Source organism: Streptomyces sp. NPDC047706 (assembly GCF_043204795.1).
In the GTDB taxonomy this organism is placed as follows: Bacteria; Actinomycetota; Actinomycetes; order Streptomycetales; family Streptomycetaceae; genus Streptomyces.
This window is the reverse complement of the sequence record NZ_JBIDCW010000022.1, coordinates 100,030-120,750: the sequence shown is the minus strand read 5'-3', so window position 1 is coordinate 120,750 and position 20,721 is coordinate 100,030. Positions and strand designations below refer to the sequence as shown.

General features: G+C 72.0%; 19 protein-coding genes and 2 pseudogenes. 9 read left to right on the top strand and 12 right to left on the bottom strand.

The features are described 5' to 3' along the window. Window positions 1-10: 10 nt before the first annotated feature. From ACGF8A_RS24970 to ACGF8A_RS24960, 3 genes are all read right to left on the bottom strand, one after another. Window positions 11-445, bottom strand: a complete 435-nt coding sequence (locus tag ACGF8A_RS24970) for a hypothetical protein (protein ID WP_393111774.1) — start codon at window positions 443-445, stop codon at window positions 11-13. Window positions 446-764: 319 nt separating this feature from the next. Then, window positions 765-1,091: a winged helix-turn-helix transcriptional regulator gene (locus ACGF8A_RS24965; protein WP_393111772.1), complete on the bottom strand. Its 327-nt coding sequence runs from the start codon at window positions 1,089-1,091 to the stop codon at window positions 765-767. 41 nt (window positions 1,092-1,132) lie between these two features. After that, window positions 1,133-1,504 (bottom strand): winged helix-turn-helix transcriptional regulator, encoded by a 372-nt coding sequence (locus ACGF8A_RS24960; protein WP_393111770.1) that lies wholly within the window; start codon window positions 1,502-1,504, stop codon window positions 1,133-1,135. 124 nt (window positions 1,505-1,628) lie between these two features. Here ACGF8A_RS24960 and ACGF8A_RS24955 point away from each other — a divergent pair, with 124 nt between their 5' ends. Continuing rightward, window positions 1,629-2,279: an FMN-dependent NADH-azoreductase gene (locus ACGF8A_RS24955; protein ID WP_393111767.1), complete on the top strand. Its 651-nt coding sequence runs from the start codon at window positions 1,629-1,631 to the stop codon at window positions 2,277-2,279. 96 nt (window positions 2,280-2,375) lie between these two features. Here ACGF8A_RS24955 and ACGF8A_RS24950 read toward each other — a convergent pair whose 3' ends face one another. Both ACGF8A_RS24950 and ACGF8A_RS24945 read right to left on the bottom strand, forming a co-directional pair. Next, window positions 2,376-3,686 (bottom strand): FAD-binding oxidoreductase, encoded by a 1,311-nt coding sequence (locus ACGF8A_RS24950; RefSeq protein WP_393111765.1) that lies wholly within the window; start codon window positions 3,684-3,686, stop codon window positions 2,376-2,378. After that, a complete protein-coding gene (locus ACGF8A_RS24945) occupies window positions 3,683-4,579 on the bottom strand; it encodes an LLM class flavin-dependent oxidoreductase (protein ID WP_393111763.1) in 897 nt (298 codons plus the stop codon). Before ACGF8A_RS24945 ends, ACGF8A_RS24950 begins: the two co-directional genes overlap by 4 nt. 258 nt (window positions 4,580-4,837) lie before the next feature. Here ACGF8A_RS24945 and ACGF8A_RS24940 point away from each other — a divergent pair, with 258 nt between their 5' ends. Then, window positions 4,838-5,911, top strand: a complete 1,074-nt coding sequence (locus ACGF8A_RS24940) for an NAD(+)/NADH kinase (protein WP_393111761.1) — start codon at window positions 4,838-4,840, stop codon at window positions 5,909-5,911. A 174-nt stretch (window positions 5,912-6,085) separates the two neighbouring features. Here ACGF8A_RS24940 and ACGF8A_RS24935 read toward each other — a convergent pair whose 3' ends face one another. Further along, entirely contained in the window at window positions 6,086-7,549 is a 1,464-nt protein-coding gene (locus tag ACGF8A_RS24935; protein ID WP_393111759.1) for a catalase, read from the bottom strand. A gap of 579 nt (window positions 7,550-8,128) precedes the next feature. After that, entirely contained in the window at window positions 8,129-10,498 is a 2,370-nt protein-coding gene (locus ACGF8A_RS24930) for a SpoIIE family protein phosphatase (protein ID WP_393111757.1), read from the bottom strand. Between the two features lie 257 nt (window positions 10,499-10,755). Here ACGF8A_RS24930 and ACGF8A_RS24925 point away from each other — a divergent pair, with 257 nt between their 5' ends. After that, window positions 10,756-11,670, top strand: a complete 915-nt coding sequence (locus tag ACGF8A_RS24925) for a HipA family kinase (protein ID WP_393111755.1) — start codon at window positions 10,756-10,758, stop codon at window positions 11,668-11,670. After that, window positions 11,667-11,945 carry a SelT/SelW/SelH family protein gene (locus tag ACGF8A_RS24920; RefSeq protein WP_365443867.1) on the top strand — a complete coding sequence of 93 codons (279 nt, stop codon included), beginning with the start codon at window positions 11,667-11,669 and terminating at the stop codon, window positions 11,943-11,945. Before ACGF8A_RS24925 ends, ACGF8A_RS24920 begins: the two co-directional genes overlap by 4 nt. An 18-nt stretch (window positions 11,946-11,963) precedes the next feature. Here ACGF8A_RS24920 and aceB read toward each other — a convergent pair whose 3' ends face one another. Then, window positions 11,964-13,586, bottom strand: a complete 1,623-nt coding sequence (gene aceB, locus ACGF8A_RS24915) for a malate synthase A (RefSeq protein WP_393111753.1) — start codon at window positions 13,584-13,586, stop codon at window positions 11,964-11,966. 184 nt (window positions 13,587-13,770) lie between these two features. Next, entirely contained in the window at window positions 13,771-14,373 is a 603-nt protein-coding gene (locus ACGF8A_RS24910; protein ID WP_393111751.1) for an NTP transferase domain-containing protein, read from the bottom strand. A gap of 185 nt (window positions 14,374-14,558) precedes the next feature. Here ACGF8A_RS24910 and ACGF8A_RS24905 point away from each other — a divergent pair, with 185 nt between their 5' ends. After that, a complete protein-coding gene (locus ACGF8A_RS24905) occupies window positions 14,559-14,876 on the top strand; it encodes a DUF5955 family protein (RefSeq protein WP_393111749.1) in 318 nt (105 codons plus the stop codon). A 177-nt stretch (window positions 14,877-15,053) separates the two neighbouring features. On the opposite strand, the gene ACGF8A_RS24900 is transcribed toward ACGF8A_RS24905, so the two are convergent. After that, window positions 15,054-15,848 (bottom strand): IclR family transcriptional regulator, encoded by a 795-nt coding sequence (locus ACGF8A_RS24900; RefSeq protein WP_393111747.1) that lies wholly within the window; start codon window positions 15,846-15,848, stop codon window positions 15,054-15,056. 279 nt (window positions 15,849-16,127) lie between these two features. Here ACGF8A_RS24900 and allB point away from each other — a divergent pair, with 279 nt between their 5' ends. Further along, window positions 16,128-17,462 carry an allantoinase AllB gene (gene allB / locus ACGF8A_RS24895; RefSeq protein ID WP_393111745.1) on the top strand — a complete coding sequence of 445 codons (1,335 nt, stop codon included), beginning with the start codon at window positions 16,128-16,130 and terminating at the stop codon, window positions 17,460-17,462. A 32-nt stretch (window positions 17,463-17,494) separates the two neighbouring features. Beyond that, window positions 17,495-18,610, top strand: a complete 1,116-nt coding sequence (gene alc, locus ACGF8A_RS24890; protein ID WP_393111743.1) for an allantoicase — start codon at window positions 17,495-17,497, stop codon at window positions 18,608-18,610. Between the two features lie 399 nt (window positions 18,611-19,009). Here the strand turns inward: alc and ACGF8A_RS24885 are convergent. Further along, window positions 19,010-19,350, bottom strand: a pseudogene (locus ACGF8A_RS24885) (SDR family oxidoreductase); the annotation flags it as partial. Between ACGF8A_RS24885 and ACGF8A_RS24880 the strand changes: the two are divergent. Both ACGF8A_RS24880 and ACGF8A_RS24875 read left to right on the top strand, forming a co-directional pair. Further along, window positions 19,336-19,587 (top strand): annotated as a pseudogene (locus ACGF8A_RS24880) (AIM24 family protein); the annotation flags it as partial. The pseudogenes ACGF8A_RS24885 and ACGF8A_RS24880 overlap by 15 nt on opposite strands. Window positions 19,588-19,729: 142 nt before the next feature. After that, the gene (locus ACGF8A_RS24875) at window positions 19,730-20,356 is read left to right on the top strand and encodes a dihydrofolate reductase family protein (protein WP_393111741.1); all 627 of its coding nucleotides are present in this window, start codon (window positions 19,730-19,732) and stop codon (window positions 20,354-20,356) included. Between the two features lie 25 nt (window positions 20,357-20,381). On the opposite strand, the gene ACGF8A_RS24870 is transcribed toward ACGF8A_RS24875, so the two are convergent. Continuing rightward, window positions 20,382-20,582 (bottom strand): hypothetical protein, encoded by a 201-nt coding sequence (locus ACGF8A_RS24870; RefSeq protein ID WP_393111739.1) that lies wholly within the window; start codon window positions 20,580-20,582, stop codon window positions 20,382-20,384. Window positions 20,583-20,721: the final 139 nt, after the last annotated feature.

Sequence of the window (20,721 nt, the reverse complement as noted above, 5' to 3'; positions counted from 1 at the left end):
CGGGACGGGTTCAGCCCTGGCGGGCGCCGTACTCGTCGGCGTACCGGAGCTGGTCGAGGTACCAGGTGTCGACACCGTGCCGACGGTCCGTCACCACGACGACGACCCACCGGCCGTCCAGCAGGCGGAGGAGGCGGTGACCGTCGTAGCGGTAGTGGTGACGGTGGCCGAGGCTGTAGTACCAGTAGCCGCGCCCGTCCCGTTCCTGGTGCCACCGCCACCGGCCGTCGCGGTCGTGACGCCTTCCGTCCCGCTGGTCGCCGTCGCGGACCGTCACGTCCCGATCCGGGAGGCGCCGCTCCGTGACAGCGGCACCGGTGGCCTGCCGGTCCTCCGGGGCGGGGAGCGCCTGCGCGGACGCCGGGCCCGCGGTGCTGGCCAGGGCGATACCGGCCAGTGTCACCGAGACGGCGGAGGTGGCGACGCGTCGCATCAGTTTGCTCATGTTCGTGTCTCCTTGCTGCGCCCGCCTTCGGGCGCCGAACGACGGAGCTGCCATGGCGGCGGGTCCGTCCAGGAGCGCGGTGTCTTCTGAACCTGCGAGGAGTCGTGGCACGCCGAACGCTGGTCGCCGTTCGCGGCTCCACGCCATCGCGCTGAATGAAAGGTAGCAAATGATTGACGTCCTTCAATGATTCGTTCAGCGTGATGGTTGTCTCATGCATGGGATTCGCGTCCGGGAATGCGTGAGCCCGGGAGTGCCTGAGCCCGGGCATGCCAGAGCCCGGGCCGGACGGCCCGGGCTCACAGGTGGCATCTGCGGCTTACGCGGACGAAGTCTGCCGCGCGCGCCCGCGTACCGAGCGCCGCAGGCTCCACTGCGCCAGCGGCTGCAGGGCTTCCACGAGTTCCAGGCCGTCGGGGGACAGCCGGTAGCGGATCTGTACAGGGGTGCTCGGGACGACGATCCGATCGAGGAGGCCCGCCGTCTCCAGTTCCTTCAGGCGCTGCGAGAGCAGGCGGTCGGAGATGCCGTCGATGGCGGCGCGGTACTCGCTGAAGCGGGTGACTCCCTGGTGCGTCGCGGTCAGGATCGCCCCCGTCCAGCGGCGCCCGACCAGTTCCAGGGCCTCCTCGAAGGTCGGGCACATGTCGTCGTGGATCGATCGGCGCCCCAGAGGCGCGGGGCCGGTCACTTCCGTGTGGGCGCCGTGCCGGGCAGGGGCTCCGGCAGGTGCTGCCTGGCCCACTCCCCGAGCTCCATGAGCGCGGGTTCGAGCGCGGCCCCGGCCTCGGTCAGGCGGTAGGAGACCCGCAGTGGCGGGCCCTCGTCGACCTGGCGCACGACGAGCCCTGCCGCACCGAGCTCGCTCAGCCGGTCGGAGAGCATGCGCTCACTGATGCCCGGAATGGCACGGCAGAGGTCCGCGAAGTGGGCGGGCTGCCCCACCAGTACGGCCACGATCGGGCCGGTCCAGCGCTTGCCCAGCAGCTGGAAAACCCGGGTGATGCCCTCGTCCACCCGCTTGCACGCCCCTGCGTCGTGGCTCTGCACGTCCGTCATGCCCTCAGGGTACTACCCTCCAGTGCGGGGGTGAAAAAAAGTAAGCTACCGTGCTATCAATAGCTACGTACGAGAACTCAGCCCCGGGTGTCTCGCCTCGGGCATTGCTCATCTGGAGAAACGCATGGCCACCCTGCTGCACATCGACTCGTCGGTCTTCCCGAGCGAGGCGTCCTCGTCCCGCGCCGTGGCGGACGCCTTCCGCAGGACCTGGCAGGAGCAGCACCCCGGCGGCACGGTCATATACCGCGACCTCGCCGCGAACCCCGTCCCGCACATCACCGCCGACGCACACACCGCCGGTCTCGCCGAGCCGGACAGCCACACCTCCGCGCAGGCCGCCGCCTTCGCCGAGCGGCTGCGTCTGATCGAGGAGGTGGAACAGGCGGACGCCCTGCTGATCGGGGCGCCGATGTACAACTACACGATCCCGTCGACGCTCAAGGCGTGGCTGGACAACGTGATCCTCTTCGGCCGCACCGCGGGTGAGGCCCCTTCCGCGAAGGGCACGCCGGTCACCGTCGTCGCCAGCCGTGGGGGCTCGTACGCGCCGGGCACGCCGAAGGAGCCGTTCGAGTACGTGCAGAACTACCTGCGGGCGATCCTCGGCGACACCCTCGCCCTGGAGCTCGACTTCATCGTCCCGGAACTCACCATGGCCCCGCACAACCCCGCGATGGCACAGCTCGTCCCGCTCTTCGAGGCCTCCCGTGACCGTGCCTTCGAGGAGGCGGCCCACAAGGCCAAGCAGCTCGCCGAACGCATGGCCGCCTGACCCCGGCCCGCACCACATGCGCCGATCCGGCGCCTCTTCCTCCGCGCAGGAAGAGGCGCCGGATCGGCGCATGTGGGTCCCGTCGACCGAGGGAGGTCAGGCGTCCTCGGGCCGCCGCAGGATGCCGTCGGGATCGTAGCGTCGCCACAGCTGCCTGACGCGGTCCCCCGTCGCCGCGGGGTAGGCGCGCGCGAACGTCCTCCCGTCGGGCGCGCTCTCGAAGTTCACGTAACTCCCCTCGGTGTGCGCGGCCACGGCGCCCCACGCGGCCATGAGGGCCTGCCGGTCCTGCGGCGGGAACACCGACGCCACGACCAGCGTCTGCTCCCGGCGGTGCGCGTAGGCGGTGGCCGCCGCGTCCACGTCGTTCACCGCGCCGCCGAGCGAGCGCATCTGGACCAGGACCCGGTGGGGTCCGGTCGACGCCGCCACCAGCGCGCGGGCGGCGGCCGGAGTCATCTCGGTGAGGAGTCCGTTCGTGGTGTCCGACGGCATCTGCCCGGTGTTGGGGTGCAGGTGGGCGGGGGAGAGCAGGTCCGTGTACCGGACGATGTGGGCCTGCTGGACCGTGACGTCGCCGATGTCCAGGAGCGGCCGCACCGCCCGCTCGACCGTGGCGGGCTCACCCGAGGCGACCACCGCCGTGATGAACGCGAGGGGCGTGGCGCCCTGGGAGGACAGCATCACCGCGGTGGACAGCTCGCGAGGCGCCCGCTCCATGACGGAGCTCCAGCGGCGCAGCGTCGCTCCCGCCGGATCGACGCGTGCGACCAGCTGGGCGAATCCGACCTCGCCCAGTTCGACGGCCTCGATCTCGAAGGCCACCGCGACACCGGCGCCGGCCCCGGCGCCGCGCATCACCCACAGCAGATCGGGTTCGCCGGCGGCGTCGGCCCGCACCTGCCGGCCGTCGGGCAGCACCACGTCGACGGCGCGGACGTGGTCGATCGTGAGCCCGTAGTGGCGTACGAGCCATCCGATGCCACCGGCCGTGGCGAGGCCGCCCACGCCGACGTTGCCGTGGTCGCCGGAGCTGATGGCCAGACCGTGCGGGGCGAGCGCCCGGGCGACCTGCGCCCAGCGGGCGCCCGCCTCCACGCGCACCAGACGGGCGGCGCGGTCGAGGACGTCGACGCGGCGCATCGGGCTCAGGTCCACGACGAGTCCGCCGTCGTTGGTGGCACTCCCCGACAGGCCGTGTCCGCCGCTGCGGACCGCGACCGCGAGCCCACGGTCCCGGGCCAGCCGCAGCGCGTCCGCGACGTCGGCTGCGGACTCGGCGAGCACGACAGCGGCCGGGCTTCCGGTGGTCGTGTAGGTCGAGCGGAGCAGGCCGTAGCGCCGGTCGTCCGGTGTGACGACCTTGCCGGTCAGCCCGGCCGGCACGGCACCGGGGCGCACGGTCATCGTCCGCCCCTGATGGCCTCGACGCGCTCGCGTACCGCCGGAACGACCTCGCGGGCGAAGAGCGCGAGCTGTTCCTCGGGGTCGGCCGCCGGCCAGAACACGAAGGTGTCGAACCCGAGGCGGACGGCCCACTCGGTGAGCGTGTCCGCCCACCGCCGCACGTCTCCGACGAGCCCCTGGCCGGCCCCCTGACGGCCGATGGACCCGATCACGTTGTAGACGCGGCGGATCGACTCGGGGGCACGTCCCGCCGCCGCGGCCGCTTCGTCGATGATCTCCTGGCGGGAGGGGACCTGCGCCGGGGGCACGTAGATGTTCAGCGGGGAGATCCAGCCGTCCGCCGCACGGCCGGTCACCGCGAGCATCCTGGGCTTCTGGGCGCCGAGCCAGAGTTGCACGGGCCGCGCCGGTACGGGGCCGGCGCGGTAGCCGGTCACCGAGTGGTGTGCGCTGTGCAGCCGTACGGTCTCTCCGGCCAGGGCGCGGCGCATCAGTCCGAGGGACTCCTCGGTGAAGGCGACCATCTGCCCGCCGCGCCGCGGCACCGCGCCCATCGAGGCGATGGCCTCGGCGAAGGCACCGCCGCCGACGCCGAGCTGGATCCGGCCGCCGGTGAGCACGCTCAGCGACGCGGCGGCCTTGGCCAGCATGGTCGGCGGACGCAGTTGCAGGTCCGCGACATCGGTGAAGAAGGAGATGCGTTCGGTGGCCGCGGCCAGGTTGCTGATCAGGGTCCAGGTGTCGAGGTGCGCCGGATGGTAGGGGTGGTCCTGGACGGCGAGGTGGTCCAGGCCGCCGTCCTCGGCCAGGCGCGCCAGACGCCTGGTCCGGTCCGGCGCGGCGGCGGGGTCGAGGCTCAGCCCGAAGGAGAGCGGGCGTGCGTAGTCGGTCATGCGGCCAGATTCCGGCGGCTGGACCGCATCGGGCAAAGCCGGGGTAAGTCACTAATCATTGGTAAGCTCCGGGGTTCGAATGAACAGGTGAGCTCCCGGGCTCGCCGAGCAGGCGCGAAGCCACACGGATGAGGCGATCCTGAAGGTGGGGCGACCGGCGACCGGCGACCGGCGACCGGGCCGGGCCCCGCCGACGGGCCCGCGCACGCCCAGGCCGACATCCGCCCCACGTCCGAACGAGCCGTCCTGGAGGCGCAGATGGAAGTGAGCCGGCTCGGCCTCGTCGTGCACGGCGGACGCACCCAGGCCGTGGACGCCGCGCAGGTGGTCCGCGCCTGGTGCGAGGAGAACGCCGTCCGCTGCACGGACATCGACGTCTGGCGCGACGGCGGGCGGCGCGGTGCCGTCGATGAGGTGGCGGCCGCGGGCGACCCCGATCTCATCGTCACCCTGGGCGGCGACGGCACCTTCCTGCGCGGTGCCCGGGTGGCCGCCGTGCACGACGCGCTGCTCCTCGGCGTGAACCTGGGGCGGGTGGGCTTCCTGACGGAGGTGCCCGCCTGTGGCCTGCGTTCGGCGCTGGACGCGGTGCTCGACGACCGGCTCCGGGTCGACAGCCGCATGCTGCTGGCCATGCGCGCCTCGTGCCGCCTTCAGATGCCGGCGGACATGGAGGCGTGGGCGCGGTACGGGCGCGGGCCGTTGCTGCCTCCTCCCCAGGTGGTCCCGGACTGCACGGTCGACGCAGAGTGGGGCATTCCGCTGGATGTCACCGCCCTCAACGACGTCGTCCTGGAGAAGCTGGCCAGGGACCGGCAGGTGTCCGTCGGCGTCTACGTCAGCGGCAGGCTCCTCGCCTCCTACTCGGCCGACGCGCTCCTCGTGGCCACGCCGACCGGCTCGACGGCCTACAGTTTCGCCGCGGGCGGGCCGGTCGTCTCGCCGCGGGCCGAGGCGCTCGTCTTCACGCCGGTCGCCCCGCACATGGCGTTCAACCGCTCGGTCGTCACCGCCCCCGACGAACCCGTCGGTCTGCGGGTCCTCGAACGGTCGGGGCCCGCCGCGGTCAGCGTGGACGGCCAGTTGCGGGGCGTGCTGAGGGCGGGGAACTGGATCGGCGTGTACGCCGCCCCCCGCCGGCTGCGGGCCGTACGGCTCGGGCCGATGGACTTCTACGGCCGGCTGCGGGACCGGATGAACCTGACGGACGCCCCGGCCGCGGTCGCCGACGGCTCGCCGCCGCCCTTGTGGTCGGTGACGACCCCGCCGCCCGGAGACCTGGCCCATCTGGCACTGCCGTCGTCCTCGGAGGACACCTCACCCCGCCTGTGAGCGCCGCCGCGGGCGCTCACCCCCGTGACGGGTACGACCCCCGCGCGCAGGCGTGCGGGGCGCGTCGCCGGCGCCGGGGCTCCGGCGTCCGGGCTTCGGACGCGAGGGCCCCGGCATCGGTGTGCCCCGGCGCGACCCGCGCACCTTCGGCACCGGCGGTCGAGTACGGCCGCGTCACCCGCCGTTGACCGCGGACGCGATGCGGTCGCCGATGTTCTTGTCGATGTTCCTCCAGTACTGGAGCGCGCGGTCGACCACCGGGCGGGAGACGCCCTGGAGCAGATGGCCGCTGACGTTGGAGACCAGCCGGTCCCGGGCCGCGTCGTCCAGGACCTCGCGGACCATGGTGCCGGCCTGGCCCCAGTCGTCGTCCTCGGCGTGCGGCTTGGTCGCCTCACGGACCAGCTCACCGGCGGTGTGCCAGCTCGCGGCGTCGCCGAAGCGGCCGAAGTCCGCGGCGGGGCCGCCGTAGGAGTTCGGCGCGTACGGCATCGACGCCCGGGACGGCTCGTAGCGCATCGGGCCGTCCTTGGCGTACGAGTTCACCGGGGAGTGCGGCCGGTTCGGCGGGAGTTGCGCGTAGTTCGGCCCGATCCGGTACCGGTGGGTGTCCGGGTACGAGAACAGCCTGCCGAGCAGCATCTTGTCCGGCGAGGGGCCGATGCCCGGCACCAGGTTGGACGGCTCGAACGCGGCCTGCTCGATGTGGACGAAGTAGTCCTCCGGGTTGGTGTCGAGGACCATCCGGCCGACGTCGATCAGCGGGTAGTCGCCGTGCGGCCACACCTTGGTGAGGTCGAAGGGATTGAAGCGGTAGTCCGCGGCGTCCTCGAACGGCATGATCTGGACCTTCAGGGTCCAGCTCGGCGCGTTCCCGGACTCGATCGCCTCGAACAGGTCGCGGCGGTGCTTGTCCGCGTCGGCCCCGGCCAGCTCGTCGGCCTCCTGCTGGGTCAGGAAGTCGATGCCCTGGTCGGTCTTGAAGTGGTACTTCACCCAGAACCGCTCGCCGCCGCCGTTGATCCACATGTAGGTGTGCGACGAGTAGCCGTTCATGTGGCGGTAGGTCTTCGGGATGCCCCGGTCGCCCATCAGCCACGTCACCTGGTGCGCGGACTCGGGGGAGAGGGTCCAGAAGTCCCACTGCATGTCGTTGCTGCGCAGCCCGGTCACCGGGTGGCGCTTCTGGGAGCGGATGAAGTCCTGGAACTTGATCGTGTCGCGCACGAAGAAGATCGGCGTGTTGTTGCCGACCATGTCGTAGTTGCCGTGCTCGGTGTAGAACTTCAGGGCGAAGCCGCGCGGGTCGCGCCAGGTGTCCGGCGACCCCTGCTCACCGGCGACGGTCGAGAAGCGCGCCAGCATCTGGGTGCGCTTACCGGGCTGGAACAGGTCGGCCTTGGTGAACTGGCTGACGTCGTTGGTCACTTCGAAGAACCCGTACGCCCCGCTGCCCTTGGCATGCACCACCCGCTCGGGCACCCGTTCGCGGTTGAACTGGGCCATCTTCTCGATCAGGTAGTGATCCTGGAGCAGGATGGGGCCGTCGGCTCCCACGGTGAGCGAGTGCTCGTCGCTCTCCACCGGGATGCCGTGGTTGTTGGTGGTGTACGGGGCCGTCTGAGGCTCCTGAGTCATGAGCGTCCTCCGTCCTGAGGCGTTACAGGTCGCTTCGTCCACCCCGGGCCAGTCAACTCCGCTGCCATGACGTCGGCAACTTTTGGACTGAATCCAAATCGAGCCCCGTTCCGGGGAGGCTCCGCTCGCGTACCCCCTACACGTCGGCCGACTCGGGGCGGCCCTTGCTCACTGGCGCTTCACCTGAGTGATCGAGGCCTGCCGCGTGCCGGCGCCTGCGCGCGGACCGCGGGTCGATCAGGGCACCGGCGGCGCCGACGGCCTCGACACGGCGATCACCGGTCACCGCGTGGAAGCGGTGGCCGCCGCCGGGCAACTCCCCCACAAGGCGGTTCGCTCCGCGCCGACCTCCTGCCGCGGCAGCCGGAACGTGACCGCGTTCCGGACGTCCTGGGGCCTCGCGAACGAGTCCTCAAGAGGTCGGCTCGGCCTCGCTCCCCCGTAGAAGCCGTACTGCGCCGCGCCCTCCAGGAGTAGGGCCGCCACGGTCGCGGACCGGACGCCGGCGCCCGGCCGGCCGGGTCACCACCGAGGTTCGTCGCGCGATTGGTTGAGCCGGCACACCGCCCGCGGGCGGGATCACCCCACCGGCGCGAGGGGCTGCTCGGCCCAGATGGTCTTGCCGGCTTCCTCCTGGCGGGTGCCCCATCTCTCGGCGAACTGGGAGACCAGGAGGAGGCCGCGCCCGCCTTCGTCGAACGTCCTGGCATGCCGCAGGTGCGGTGCGGCGGTGCTGCCGTCGGACACTTCACACGTCAGCCGCCGGTCGTGGATCAGGCGCAGGCGAATGGGTGGCCGGGCATACCGTATGGCGTTGGTGACCAGCTCGCTGACGATCAGCTCGGTGGCGAACGCCTCGTCGTCCAGGGCCCAGGTGTGGAGCTTCTGGGAGGCGACGGTGCGAGCGGTGGCCACGGCCGCGGGGTCGGGGGACAACTCCCACTCGGCGACCCGAGTGGGATCCATGGCCCGGGTGTCGGCCACCAGGACCGCGGCGTCGTCGGGGGGATCGGCCGGCACCAGTTTCTCGGTGAGGCTCAGGCACAGATCCTCGGGGGACTCGGTCGAGGAGGCCAGCAGCCGCGCGAGGGTGGCCTGGGACACCGCGTCAGGGAACGACTGCAGCAGGCCCGGGGTGTACAGCACCAGCCGGCTCCCGTCCGGCAGGTCCGTCCTGTTCTTGGCGAAGGGCGGTCCCGGCCTGCCCAGCGGCTCTCCGGAAACGATGTCCGGGAAGGTCACGCCGCCGCCGGGGCGGACCACCGCCAGCCCCGCCGGTCCCGCGGCGGCCACCGTGCACCTGCCGTTCAAGGGTTCGTGCACCACGTAGAGACATGTCGTTCCGGCGAGGCCGTCGGCTGCCGGGTCGGGGCTCTCGGTGTCCGTCTGCCGTACGAGATCGTCGAGGCGGGCCATGATCTCGTCCGGGGCCAGGTCGAGGCCCGCCAGGGTTCTCACCGCGGTGCGCAGTCGTCCCATGGCGGCCGCCGTGTGCATGCCCCGTCCTGGAACGCGACCCGCCACGAGGGCCGCGCGGGCCCCTGGCAGGGTGAGGACGTCCGTCCAGTCGCCGCCCGCGCCGGACAGCACCAGGTGATGGGACGCGTGGACCGTGCTGGGAGCGGGCAGCGCGTGCGGCAGGAGGCCGCGCTGCAGGGTGACCACGGCGTTGTGCTCACGGACGTAGCAGCGGGCGTTGTCCAGGGCCATGGCCGTTCGTCCGGCCAGGTCCTGGGCCAGGGCGAGGTCGTCCTCGTCGAAGGCCGCGCGGCGCTCCCACCGGTAGAAGGCCGCCAGGCCCAGGGCGCGGTCGCGGACGGTCAGCGGGACCACCATCAGGGAGTGCACGCCCTCTTCGAGCATGCGCCGGCCACGGACGGGATCCGCCGTCACCCATGCGCTGCCGGCCTCCACCCGTGTCACGAGACGAGGACGGTGGTCCATGAGGACCTGGACGGCCGGCGCCGTGCCGGGGTAGCGACTCGTCTCACCGACGGCGTACACGCCGGGCTCGGCGTCGGTACGGCTCGATCGCGACGCGGCGCGCAACAGGTCCTCTCCGTCCGAGGTTCGAGGCGGATCCTGACCACTGAGGACCGGCTCCAGCAGATCCACGGCGACGCTGTCGGCCAGCCGTGGCACCACCAACTCGGCCAGCTCCGCGGCGGTGCGCAGTACGTCGAGAGTGGTGCCGATGCGGGTTCCGGCCTCGGCGGCCAGAGCCAGCCGCTGCTGGGCCTCATACCGGTCGGTGACGTCGACCACGGTGTCCGCCACCCCGAGTACGCGGCCGTCCTCGTCCTGGAGTCGGAACACGGCCGCCGAGTAGACGTGCTCGCGGTCCGGGTCACCGGGCGGCCGGCCACGCTTTTCGAATCCGATGACGGGCTCGCCGGTCTCCAGCACCTTGCTCATCGCCTGTTCGACGGCGCGCGCGGCGAAGCCGGGCCACGCCTGACTGGGGGTCAGGCCCAGAGCCTGCGTCGCGCGGAGCCCCGGCATCCCCTCGGCGGCGGCGTTGAACCGCACCAGGCGCAGCTGGGGGTCGAGCACGAACAGCCCGATCGGGGACCGCGTGAAGAGCGCGTCGAGCAGCGCTCTGTCCAGGGCGGAGCCGCCCTGGACGCCGGGCGCGAGTTCCACTCGCCACGCCGTGCCTGCACGGTGTTCCGGTACGGCGCGCACGCGCGTCCTGCAGTCGACGGTGCCTCCGTCCGCGTGGCTGACCAGGACCTCGGCCACCACCGGCATTCCAGGTGCGGAGTCGGGCAGAAGCTCGCCGAGGGGCCGGCCCACGACATCCTGTGCCCGGTGGCCCAGCAGCCGTTCGGCGGCCTGATCCCATTCGACCACCCGGCCTGACTCGTCGACCAGGAGCGATGCCCAGCCCTGCGCCTCCGGGGCTCCCGCGTCCGCGACGCCGTCGTCTTCAGCCGGTCGATCGGTCATGGCCCGTTCGCTCCCGCGTCGTCCCTGTTCGGCCACGCTTTCAGTCTCACGTGGGCGCCGTCGCTTCGCGCGGTGGACGGATCCTGACCCGCGCCCCGGGTGTCACGCTTGGTTAATATGCTCACTTCATGCCGGACACCGGAAGTATGGGCGGCACCGCGACCGACGGACTGCTGGAGACCGGGACACGGGGATGCCAGCCGAATCCCCACCAGTCCTCGGGAATGTAAGGTAACCAACCGGTTGGGCCTTGGAAGATGCTGAGAGAAGTCACCGCGACCCGCTACATCGAGCCCCTGCGCTCCGGCGGCTCCGTCCCCGGCATCGTCGAGGCCGACGACTGCGGGACCTACGTCGTGAAGTTCACCGGCTCCGCGCAGGGCCGCAAGGCACTGGTCGCCGAGGTCGTCGTCGGCGAGCTGGCGCGGGCGCTGGGGCTGCGTTTCCCGGAGCTGGTCCTGGTGCACTTCGACCCGGCGATCGCCGGGCACGAGGAGCACCAGGAGGTGCGCGATCTGCACACGGCGAGCGGCGGGGTCAACCTCGGCATGGACTATCTGCCGGGGGCGCGGGACTTCACGCCGGAGGTCGCGAGGGTCTTCCCGGTCCATCCGCTGGAGGCCGGACGCATCGTCTGGCTCGACGCCCTGACCGTCAACGTCGACCGCACGGTGCACAGCTCCAACCTCATGGTCTGGCCCACCCTGGGCGTCGCACCCCCACGCCTGTGGCTGATCGACCACGGCGCCGCCCTCGTCTTCCACCACCGCTGGGACACCTCCGCCCCGGGGAAGGCGTACGACTTCCGCCACCACGCCCTCGGCCACTACGCGCCCGACGTACGGGCCGCCGACGCCGAACTGGCCCCACGCGTGAGCGAGGAACTGCTGCGCGCGGTCCTCGCCGAGGTGCCGGACGCCTGGCTGGCGGGGGACCCGGACTTCGCCACGCCCGACGCGGCCCGGGACGCGTACGTGGGCTACCTGCACGCGCGCGTGCGGGCCTCCGGGGCCTGGCTGCCCACAAACTTCCCCACCCGCGAGGAGATCGCCGCCGAGGAGGCCGTGCGCGCGGCGAGGACACGGCAAGGCAGGCCGCAATGGCTCAAGCAGGTCCCCGACCTGCACGGCAAACCCGCCGCGGAACAGGATTGGTCGGTGCACCTGGGATGACGTCCGGGATCCAGCGCGTCCAGATCGAGTACTGCACCCAGTGCAAGTGGCTGCCCCGTGCCGCCTGGCTGGCGCAGGAACTGCTGACGACGTTCGAGGCCGAGCTGACCGAGCTGGCGCTGAAGCCCGGCACGGGCGGGGTGTTCGTCGTCCGCGTGAACGACGAGGTGGTCTGGGACCGCCGCGAGCAGGGCTTCCCCGAGCCCACGGCGGTCAAGCGGCTCGTACGCGACCGAGTGGCCCCGGGGAAGTCCCTGGGCCACTCGGACAGGTGAGCGCCGCGTGCTCCGGGCTCAGCCCTTGAGCTGCTCGTACGCCGGCAGCGTCAGGAAGTCGGCGTAGTCCTCGTCGAGGGAGACGGTCAGCAGCAGATCGTGCGCCCGCTGCCAGTTGCCGGCCGCGAACGCCTCCTCGCCGATCTCGGCGCGCAGCGCCGCCAGTTCCTCGGCGGCGACCTTGCGGGCCAGCTCGGCGGTGACCCGCTCGCCGTTGTCGAGGACCACACCCGCGTTGATCCACTGCCAGATCTGCGAACGGGAGATCTCGGCGGTGGCGGCGTCCTCCATCAGGTTGAAGATGGCGACGGCGCCCAGACCGCGCAGCCAGGCCTCGATGTAGCGGATGCCGACCTGCACGGCGTTCACGAGACCGGCGTAGGTGGGCTTGGCGTCCAGGGAGTCCACGGCGATAAGGTCCTCGGCCCTGACCTCGACGTCCTCGCGCAGCCGGTCCTTCTGGTTCGGCTTGTCGCCGAGGACCTTGTCGAAGGACTCCAGGGCGATCGGGACCAGGTCGGGGTGGGCGACCCAGGAGCCGTCGAAGCCGTCGTTCGCCTCGCGGTCCTTGTCGGCCCGGACCTTCTCGAAGGCGACCTTGTTGACCTCGGCGTCCCGGCGGGACGGGATGAACGCCGCCATGCCGCCGATCGCATGTGCGCCACGCTTGTGGCAGGTGCGGACGAGGAGCTCGGTGTACGCGCGCATGAACGGGGCGGTCATCGTGACCGCGTTGCGGTCCGGCAGCACGAACTTCGGGCCGCCGTCGCGGAAGTTCTTGACGATGGAGAAGAGGTAGTCCCAGCGGCCGGCGTTCAGCCCGGCGGCGTGGTCGCGCAGTTCGTAGAGGATCTCCTCCATCTCGTACGCGGCCGTGATCGTCTCGATCAGGACGGTGGCGCGGACGGTGCCCTGCGGGATGCCGACGTAGTCCTGGGCGAAGACGAACACCTCGTTCCAGAGACGGGCCTCCAGGTGGGACTCGGTCTTCGGCAGGTAGAAGTACGGGCCCTTGCCGAGGTCGAGCAGGCGCTGGGCGTTGTGGAAGAAGTACAGGCCGAAGTCGACGAGCGCGCCCGGGACCTGCTGCCCGTCCACCTGCAGATGGCGCTCGTTCAGGTGCCAGCCGCGCGGGCGCATGACGACCGTGGCCAGCTCCGCCTCGGCCTTGAGCGCGTACGACTTTCCGGACGCGGGATCGGTGAAGTCGATGTTCCGGGTGTAGGCGTCGATCAGGTTGAGCTGGCCGGTGACGACGTTCTCCCAGGTGGGCGCGGAGGCGTCCTCGAAGTCCGCGAGCCAGACCTTCGCGCCCGAGTTCAGGGCGTTGATCGTCATCTTGCGGTCGGTGGGTCCGGTGATCTCGACCCGGCGGTCGTTCAGCGCGGCCGGGGCGGGCGCGACGCGCCAGGTGGGGTCCTCGCGGATCTGTGCGGTCTCCGGGAGGAAGTCGAGCGTGGAGGTGCGGGCGATCTCGGCGCGGCGTTCCGCGCGGCGGGCGAGGAGCTCGTCACGCCGGGGCGTGAACCGGCGGTGCAGCTCGGCCACGAAGGCGAGCGCCGCGTCGGTGAGGACCTCTTCCTGCCGGGGCAGGGGCTCGGCGTCGACGATGGCCGGCGGAGACGGCGCTGGTGCGGACATGAGCTGTCACTTCCTTCAGCGGTGGCACCGGGTGCCAGATGGCGCATATGGGATATGTCGCACCCGCTGTGCGGTCGGGTGCCTCTGGTCAGTGGATATTAGTTTCCTCATTGTGGAACTTCAATGGTCTGTTGATGTCGAGATTCTCTGAGTCGAGGCAAGGTGGCGCTGGGTGCCATCCCGCTCACTCAAGGTGGCGCAGATCGGCCGCCGTGTCGATGTCGTACGGCCGCGCCACGTCCCCGCACTCCACGAGGCGGATTCCGGCCTCGTGCTCCTTCAGGTAGGAGCGTGCGCCCCGGTCCCCGGTCGCGGTCGCCGCGACGCCCGCCCAGTGCGCTGCCCCGAAGAGCACGGGATGGCCGCGCACGCCGTCGTAGGCGGCCGAGACGAGCGAGGACTCGTCCCTGCAGCCGGCCAGCACGCGGGCGACCGCCTCCGGCCCGATCCCGGGCTGGTCGACGAGCGACACCAGCGCCGCCCGCGCGCCCGTCCCGGCGAGCGAATCCAGCCCGGCGCGCAGCGAGGAGCCCATGCCCCGCTCCCAGTCCGGGTTGTCCACCAGCACACAGCCGGACAGCTCCGCCCGCTGCCGTACGGCGTCGGCGCGCGCCCCCAGGACCACATGCACGCGCGCGCAGCCAGCCGAGCGCAGCACCGCCACCGCGTGCTCGACCAGCGGGCGCCCCCGGTGTTCGAGCAGCGCCTTCGGCCGGCCGCCGAGCCGGCGTCCGCCGCCCGCGGCGAGCAGGAGTGCGGCGACCGGGGGCTCGTTGTGATCCGTCATGGTTCCTGCATACCTGACCGCACGCGGACGGGGCGGTCCCAGGGGGCTGAATTTCGGTCCGCGTGGTGGCGGATCGGCACCCGGTGGCGTTTACTGGCCCGCGTCCCCGGCGCGCGACCGGCGCCTTGAGGCGCACGGGGGAGCAGGGTGAGGCTGTGCACAACGGTGTGCCAGGGGGGAGAGCTGTGTTGCGGAGCTTGGGGCAGAGGCCAGTGACCGGCAGCGACGAGGATCCGAGGGTGGCGGGACTGCGGTCCGCCGTCTCCCGGCTGCGCCGTGAACTTGCCACGCTCCCCGTGGAGTTCCCCGACCGTGCCGTCGCCGAGGACGAACTCGCGGTACTCGCGGCGATGACCGCCGACGGCAGGCCCGAGATCCCGCGCCTGCGCCGCTCGCTGCTGCTGATCGCCGGCGCGATCGGCTCGGTGAGCGCACTGTCACGAGGGCTGTCGGACGTCCGGGCCGCGGTGGACCTGTTCGGCGAGCCGCCGGGGAGGGACTAGGCCGACGGGGGCCCACCGGGGCCGGGACACGGGCCTGCGGGGTGGTTCCGGGCTGCCGGGAGCGGTTCGGGGCCTGCTGGGTTCGGGTGCCGTGCGCGAGGCCGGGTCGGTCCGGGGCTCGGCCGGTTGCCGGGCGGCCAGGGGGTGCGTGCCGGTCGGCCTGGAACTGTCGTGCCGTCAGGCGGGGTTCTGGGTGATCAGTGCCTCGGAGAGTTCCACTGCGATCTGCTGGAGCACCGGCACGATCCGCTCCGTCGCCGCCTCCGTCACCCGGCCGGCCGGTCCCGAGATGGAGATCGCGGCGGCGGTGGGGGAGTCGGGCACCGACACCGCCAGGCAGCGGACCCCGATCTCCTGCTCGTTGTCGTCGACGGCGTAGCCGGTCCGGCGGACGTCGTCGAGCGCCGCCAGGAAGCCGTCCGGCGTGGTGATCGTCTTCTCCGTCGCGGCGGGCATCCCGGTGCGCATCAGCAGGGAGCGCACCTCCTCGTCCGGGAAGCTCGCCAGCAGTGCCTTGCCCACGCCCGTGGAGTGCGGCAGGACCCGCCGGCCGACCTCCGTGAACATGCGCATCGAGTGCTTGGACGGCACCTGGGCGACGTAGACGATCTCGTCCCCGTCGAGCAGTGCCATGTTGGCCGTCTCGCCGGTCACCTCGACCAGCCGGGCGAGGTAGGGGCGGGCCCAGGTGCCGAGCAGGCGGGAGGCGGACTCGCCGAGCCGGATCAGCCGCGGGCCGAGCGCGTAGCGCCGGTTCGGCTGCTGGCGGACGTATCCGCAGGCGACCAGGGTGCGCATCAGCCGGTGGATCGTCGGCAACGGCAGCCCACTGCTCGCGGACAGCTCGCTCAGACCCACCTCGCCGCCCGCGTCGGCCATCCGCTCCAGCAGGTCGAAGGCGCGCTCGAGGGACTGGACGCCACCGCCCGCGGACTTGACGGCGTCGGTGGTGCTGGCGCTGGACGTCGGCACGGCGCGTTCCTTTCGAGGCTGACAGGAGGGCAGAAGCCTACCCGGCAGCCTGTGGACTGCCCGCTTGTGCGTAGCTACGTTCTGCTTGCTGGAATTGTAATTCCGCTTTGTGGAAACGTCCAGAGTGGCGCCGGAAGCGCACTGTGGAGAAGTGTGCCTCTTGACGGTGTGCGGGCGGGAGTGAAGACTCCTTCAACAGAACGTTGAATTCCGTCAGGCGGAAGTAGGTCCCGTTTCCCATTCTCAGGGAAGCGGACGGCGGCAGAGAGAGGGGTCCGGGTGTCCGACGCTGAACTGGTGCTGCGCTCGACGCGCGTGATCACGCCCGAGGGGACTCGCCCCGCGTCCGTCGCGGTCGCCGGCGGGAGGATCACCGCCGTACTGCCGCACGACGCCCCGGCCGGAGGCGCCCGGGTGGAGGACTTCGGCGACGACGTCCTGCTGCCCGGCCTCGTCGACACCCACGTGCACGTCAACGACCCCGGCCGCACCGAGTGGGAGGGCTTCTGGACAGCCACGCGCGCCGCGGCGGCCGGCGGCATCACCACCCTCGTCGACATGCCGCTCAACTCGCTGCCGCCGACCACGGCCGTCGGCCACCTGCGGACCAAGCAGGACGTGGCGCGGGCCAAGGCGCACATCGACGTCGGCTTCTGGGGCGGCGCGCTGCCGGACAACGTCAAGGACCTGCGCCCGCTGCACGAAGCCGGGGTCTTCGGCTTCAAGGCGTTCCTGTCGCCGTCCGGGGTCGAGGAGTTCCCGCACCTCGACCAGGAGCAGCTCGCCCGGTCCATGGCCGAGATCGCCGGCTTCGGCGGCCTGCTGATCGTGCACGCCGAGGACCCGCACCACCTCGCCGCCGCGCCGCAGCAGGGCGGGCCCGAGTACGCCCACTTCCTCGCCAGCCGGCCGCGCGACGCGGAGGACACCGCGATCGCCACGCTGATCGCACAGGCGAAACTCCTCCACGCGCGCGTGCACGTGCTGCACCTGTCCTCCAGCGACGCGCTGCCGCTGATCGCCGCGGCCCGCGCCGAGGGCGTACGCGTCACCGTCGAGACGTGCCCGCACTACCTGACCCTGACCGCCGAGGAAATCCCTGACGGCGCCAGCGAGTTCAAGTGCTGCCCGCCGATCCGCGAGGCCGCCAACCAGGACCTGCTGTGGCAGGCGCTGGCCGACGGCACGATCGACTGCGTGGTCACCGACCACTCCCCGTCGACCGCCGACCTGAAGACCAACGACTTCGCCACCGCCTGGGGCGGCATCTCCGGACTCCAGCTGAGCCTGCCCGCGGTCTGGACGGCGGCACGCGAGCGCGGCCACACCCTGGAGGACGTGGTCCGCTGGATGTCCACGCGGACCGCGGAACTCGTGGGTCTCACCCACAAGGGCGCGATCGAGGCCGGCCGGGACGCCGACTTCGCCGTCCTCGCGCCCGACCGGACCTTCACCGTGGACCCCGTCGCCCTCCAGCACCGCAACCGCGTCACGGCGTACGCCGGACGCACCCTCAGCGGCGTCGTCAAGTCCACCTGGCTGCGCGGCGAACGCATCGTGGCGGACGGCGAGTTCACCGAACCGAAGGGGCGACTGCTCACCCGCCTCCCCTGAATCCCGACGTCTGAAAGGCAGATCTGATCACCGTGACGGCGACACCGAGTTTCACCGGCGACGCGAGCCCCTACGGAGGCGGCGACCCGTACGCGGACTACCGCACCGCCGACTTCCCCTTCACCCAGTACGCCAACCTCGCCGACCGCACGCTCGGTGCCGGAGTCATCGCCGCCAACGACGAGTTCTTCGCCCAGCGCGAGAACCTGCTGGTGCCCGGGCGCGCCGAGTTCGACCCCGAGCACTTCGGGCACAAGGGCAAGATCATGGACGGCTGGGAGACCCGGCGGCGCCGGGGGACCTGCGCAGAGCACCCCTGGCCGACCGCGGAGGACCACGACTGGGCGCTGGTCCGCCTCGGCGCGCCCGGCGTGATCCGCGGGATCGTGGTCGACACCGCCCACTTCCGCGGCAACTACCCGCAGTCCGTGTCCATCGAGGGCACGTCGCTGCCGGGCTCCCCGTCTCCCGCGGAACTGCTGGCCGACGAGGTGAAGTGGACGACGCTGGTGCCGCGCACGCCGGTCGGCGGCCACGCGGCGAACGGCTTCACCGTCGAGGCCGAGCAGCGCTTCACACACCTGCGCGTCAACCAGCACCCCGACGGCGGCATCGCGCGGCTGCGTGTGTTCGGCGAGGTGGCACCTGACCCCGACTGGCTGTCGGTGCTCGGCAACTTCGACGTGGTCGCCCTGGAGAACGGCGGTCAGGTCGAGGACGCCTCCGACCGCTTCTACTCGCCGGCCACCAACACCATCCAGCCGGGCCGCTCCCGCAAGATGGACGACGGCTGGGAGACCCGCCGCCGCCGCGACCAGGGACACGACTGGATCCGCTACCGGCTGGTGGCCCAGGCCCAGTTCCGCGCCATCGAGATCGACACCGCGTATCTGAAGGGCAACAGCGCCGGCTGGGCGTCGGTTTCCGTCAAGGACGGCGAGGACGGCGAGTGGACCGAGGTGCTGCCCCGCACCCGTCTCCAGCCCGACACCAACCACCGCTTCGTACTCAAGGGCGCCGCCGTCGGCACGCACGCGCGCGTGGACATCTTCCCGGACGGCGGCATCTCCCGCCTGCGCCTGTTCGGCTCCCTGACCCAGGAGGGCGCGGCCCGGCTGGCGGCCCGCCACCAGGAACTGGGAGGCTGAGGCCACACCCCGAAGCGCGGCCTGCGGTCGCCGAAACGGGCGGCGCACCCACCTCGGCCGGCCGGCCGAGAAACGGGCGGCGCACCCACCTCGGCCGGCCGACGAACCCCTGACCGGGGTCTGGTGCCATCCCTGACCGGGGGTCGACCAGCCCCCTGGGCAGGGGCGGCTGATGTCCACCTGTGCGGCCCGGCTGATGTCCCTCCTGGCCGGGGTGGCCGACCCCTCGCGGGCGGGGCTGATGCGATCCCTGGCCGGGGCGATCCGACCTCGGCCGGGGATGCTGACTCCCACCCCGGACGCGGCGGCCCCGGTGCCCGACCCTGAACGCGGCGTCCGGCCGCCCGACGACTCGCGGGGCGCACCCGGCCTGGACAGCACCGGTGCGCCCCGCGTGCCTCACGCCGCGTGCCCGCCGTCGACGGAGAACTCGGCGCCGGTGACGTAGGTGGCGCTCGCGAGGTGGGCGACCGTCGAGGCCACCTCCTCGGCCGTCCCGAACCGGCCGAGCGCGGTCAGCGCCGGCTGGGCTGCCGCGTACGGCCCGTCGGCCGGGTTCATGTCGGTGTCGACGGGTCCGGGGTGCACGATGTTCGCCGTGATCCCGCGCCCGCCCGCCCCCTGGCCAGCGCCTTGGTCAGCCCGGTCAGCGCCGCCTTGCCGGCCGCGTGGAGCGTGCCACCCGGACCCGGCACCCGCAGGGCCATGCAGCTGCCGATGATGATGATCCGGCCGCCCTGGTGGCCTTCGAGGAGGGCATCGAGTACGGCGTCCAGCGCGTCGGCGGCCTGAACCGCCAGGGCCTGATGAACGCCGTGTTCGGCGGCGAGGGCCTGTCCCTGGCCACGCTGGAGGGAAACGGCGGCGTCATCCTCCAGTCCATGACCATCGAGGTCCTTGCGAACGCCCTGAGGAAGGCCCAGGGCGGCGACAAGCAGGGCCCGGCGGGAGGACTGTTCTCGACGCACGCCGGGTGAGTCGTTGCGAGGCGCGCCGGTGGCCATCTTGAGGCGCGCCGCGTGACTTCCGCGCGGGTCACCGATGAGTTGCGGGTGCCGGTGGGGTCTGCCCTGACGACAGCGGACCTCATCCGCAAACTCCAGGGAAGAAGGCGCCCCCATGAGCAAGCTCGTTCTCACCGGTTTCGTCAGCCTCGACGGCGTCCACCAGGCCCCGGGCGGCCCGCAGGAGGACACCCGCGACGGCTTCGCGCAGGGCGGCTGGACCGTCCCGTACGGCGACGACGACTTCGGCCGGTTCGTCGACGAGGTCTTCCGGCGCGTCGGCGCCTTCCTCCTCGGCCGCCGCACGTACGAGATCTTCGCCTCGTACTGGCCGAAGGTGACCGATCCCGGCGACCCGGTCGCCTCCCGGCTGAACGGCCTGCCGAAGTACGTCGCCTCGGCCTCCCTCACGGGCCCCGGGTGGTCCGGCACCACCGTCCTGCGCGGCGACCTCGCCGAGGAGGTCACCGCACTGAAGGAGAAGACCGAGGGCGAGCTCCAGGTGCACGGCAGCGGCGCCCTCGCCCGGTCCCTGCTCGACCTCGGCCTCGTCGACACCGTGCACCTGCTGACGTTCCCGGTCGTGCTCGGCGCCGGCCGCCGCCTGTTCGCCGAGGGCACCGCCCCGGCCGCCTTCCGGCACACCGGCGGCCTGATCACCTCGACCGGAGTCTCCATCCAGTCGTACGACCTGGCAGGGAGCCCCGAGTACGGCTCGTACGACCTGCCCGGGAACGCCTGACCGGGCGGCCGTAAGCCCGTCTTCCTCAGCCGGGCTTGCGGCTCTCGGCGGCGCCGAACAGTGCCGACGCCAGCACGACCAGGGCGACGCTCGCGTAGATCTCGTACCCGTCGAGGAAACCGACCCGCTGCACCAGCCCGATGTGCCAGTCGGTGAACTCGTGCACCAGACCCATGACGCCCTGGACGAGGGCGATCAGTCCGAGGAACTCCAGCAACTGCCTCATGGTCATGACCCTCGCCCCGCGCACCCCCCACACGCATCGGCCACGAGGTGAGGCCCGGCCCGCCGAAGTCTGTGATCTCGACCGCGCGAGCGCGCCGAAAGTAGCCGGTGCCACGACTTTGGTCGGCGATCCCGCGCGC